Annotated in this window: 3 protein-coding genes; 1 reads left to right on the forward strand and 2 read right to left on the reverse strand. The window is 63.8% G+C overall.

The window, feature by feature from the left end; genetic code table 11:
- Positions 1–422 (forward strand): AMP-binding enzyme (locus tag ACLP25_RS06530; protein WP_442468413.1); only part of this gene is annotated, 422 nt, incomplete at its 5' end.
- Between the two features lie 87 nt (positions 423–509).
- Here the strand turns inward: ACLP25_RS06530 and ACLP25_RS06535 are convergent.
- Entirely contained in the window at positions 510–2,105 is a 1,596-nt protein-coding gene (locus ACLP25_RS06535; protein ID WP_442468414.1) for a class I adenylate-forming enzyme family protein, read from the reverse strand.
- Positions 2,106–2,153: 48 nt separating this feature from the next.
- The coding region (locus tag ACLP25_RS06540; RefSeq protein WP_442468415.1) for an ATP-binding cassette domain-containing protein at positions 2,154–2,939 on the reverse strand (786 nt) is incomplete at its 5' end.

Here is a 2,939-nt window from a genome sequence, read left to right on the forward strand (position 1 = left end):
GAGACGCGTTCCGCATGAACGCCGACGGCGAGTATTTCTTCGTCGACCGCATGAAGGACGCGGTCCGGCGCCGTGGCGAGAACATCTCGTCCTTCGAGGTGGAGGCGGAGATCATCGCCTATCCCAAAGTCCGCGAATGCGCGGTCGTCGCGGTGCCTAACGAGATGGCCGAGGATGACGTTCTGGCGATCGTCGCGCCGGCGCCGGGAGCCTCGATCGATCCCTTGGAGCTCCTGGAATTCTTGCAGCCGCGGCTCGCGCACTTCATGTTGCCCAGATATATCCGGATCATGGAGGCGTTGCCGCGGACCCCGACGCAGAAGGTCGAGAAATATGTTCTTCGCGATCAAGGTCTGACCCCCGACACTTGGGATCGCGAGAAGCCGGGTGTGAGGATCCGCCGCGAGAAGCTCGGAGCGTAAGGTGTTCCGTTGTTACGAGACGCAGATGCTTCTCAAGAGCCGCTCGGGCACCGATCCGTACGCCAACTATCGGCGGCTCGCGGACCATCAGGCGACCAAAATCCGTCTTAGGTCGCGCTTGAGCACCTTGCCGTTGGCGTTGCGCGGGAGCGTGCTGTCAATGCGATGAAAGGCTTCAGGGACCTTGTAATCGGTCAGGAGATCAGCGCAGTGGCGCTGTAGCTCGTCATCCGGGACCGTATCACGGAGAACGACGAAGGCATGAACGCGCTCGCCGAGCACCGGGCACGGCTTCGCCACCACCGCGACCTCGACGATCGCGGGGTGTTCGAGGAGGACGTTCTCGACCTCGGAGGCGAAGATCTTGTAGCCGCCCCGGTTGATCACGTCCTTGATCCGGTCGACGACCCTAAGGTAGCCTTGTGCGTCCATGATCCCCAGATCGCCCGACTTCCAGTAGCCGCCCTTGAATTCGCTTTCGGTGGCCTCGGGATTGTTGAAGTAGCCCGGCACGACCATCGCGCCGCCGATATAGATTTCACCAGGTTCGCCATAGGGCGCCTCGACGCCGCCGGCGTCCATCACCAGGATGTGGCCGCAGGGGACGGCGAGACCGACAGAGTCCTTGCGGGCGACCGTCTGTTCCGGAGGCATCATCGCCGCAGGCGAAGTCGTCTCGGTCGAGCCGTAGCAGTTGAGCAGCTTCAGCTTCGGCAGCTTCTCGGCGATGCGCTCAAGGGTGGCCTCGGGCATGATCGCCCCACCATAGCCGGAGATTCGCCAGGCGGAGAGATCCGCCTCGCCGAAATTTGGCGCAAGCAAGCAGAGATTGAACATCGCAGGCACGATCAGCGAGTAAGTGACGCGGTGGCGCGCCGCTAGATCGATGAACGCGCTCGCCTTGAACGACGGCATGATCACCAGCGCTCCGGCGCAATGGATCATAGCATCGACCAGCGCAATCAGGCCCGTGACGTGGCTCATGGGGACAGCGAGGAGTCCGCGGTCGTCCTCGGTCAGGCCCATCGCGAAGTTATAGTGGAGCACGGAATGGGCGATGCTGAAATGGGTCAGCATCGCGCCTTTCGGCCGCCCGGTGGTGCCCGAGGTGTAAAGGATCGTCGCCGTCTCTTCCTCTTCGACCGCCTCGGGCCTCGTCACCGGCCGGGCGCCGATAAGCCCGGCGAGCGGGGCGCCATCGTCGCGACGAATTGAGACCATGTGCTTGAGGCTCGGCGGAGTGCCGGGCGCGGGGATGCGGTCGGCAAGGTCACGCTCGTGCACGACGACTTTGGCCGAGCAGTCTTCGATGATGTGGCGGTTCTCGGCGAGCTGATGTCTGGTGTTCAGCGGCACGGACACCGCCCCGAGCCGCGCGACGGCGAACAGGACGACGACGAACTCGATGCTGTTGCCAAGCACCAGGGCGACCCGGTCGCCCTTGCCGACCCCGAGCGCTCTGAGGCCGCCCGCGACCCGGCTGACGCGGTCTTCGAGGTCGAGATAGGTGAGGCGCTCGTCGTCGCAGATCAGGGCGGTCCCGTGCGGGCGGCGCTCGACGGCGTTCTCCAGCATCGCATGAACGCCTTTCGGGCGATCGGCGAAGCAGCGTACGAGCCGGTCGCCGTAATGAAGCTCGTAGCGGGTTTCGGGGACGTCGCCTCGGTCGAACCAGCTGTCCATGGCGCTCCTCTCGTCGGTGAAAATCAGGCTTTATTCAGTCGCTTGGCCTCAGTGGATCGCAGCGTACATGATCTTTTCTTCGGTCGCCTCGAGCGCCGAGAATTCCTCGACCACCTTCCCCTGGCGCGACACCAGGATTCGATCGGAAAGCGCCAGAATTTCGGGCAGGTAGGAGGAAATGACCACCACCGCCTTGCCCTCGTCTGCGAGACGGCTGATCAGTTCGTGGATCTCGACGATCGCGCCGACGTCGACGCCCCGGGTCGGCTCGTCGAAGATGATGAGTTCCGGCTCCTGAACCAGCGACTTGGCGATCACCACCTTCTGCTGGTTGCCGCCGGAAAGCTCAACGACCTTCGCCTCGTCCCCGATCGTCCGCACGTTCAGCGCCTTAATCCAGTTGGAGCCGACGGCGTTCGCTTCCCGGCGCGAGAGCAGCGTGCGTCCAACTGGGAACTTGGCGAGAAGGCCGAGATAGATGTTGCGCGCGATCGACGCCGTCTCGAAGAAGCCTTCGACCTTGCGGTCCTCTGTCACATAGGCGACGCCGGCGCGCACCGCGGACGCCGGAACGCGGAAGCGAACCGACTTGTCGCGGAGAAACATCTCGCCGCCGTTGAAGAAGTCGCGCTTCAGCACACCCGAGACGATCTTGAACGTCTCCGTGCGGCCCGCGCCGACCAAGCCGAAGACGCCCGTGATCTGGCCGGCGAACACCGACAGCGAATTGTTCTTGACCATCGGCGCCATCTTCAGGTTCTGCACCGTAAGGACGCGCGCGCCGGCTTTCCGCACGGCCGTCTTGCGCACGCCGTAAAGCGTATTGGAGAGGTC

The organism is Roseiarcus sp., assembly GCF_052145395.1.
Lineage (GTDB): Bacteria > Pseudomonadota > Alphaproteobacteria > Rhizobiales > Beijerinckiaceae > Roseiarcus.

Excerpts from the sequence above, each read along its gene's own strand:
- ACLP25_RS06535 (WP_442468414.1), bottom strand. The coding sequence starts at position 2,105 with ATGGACAGCTGGTTCGACCGAGGCGACGTCCCCGAAACCCGCTACGAG.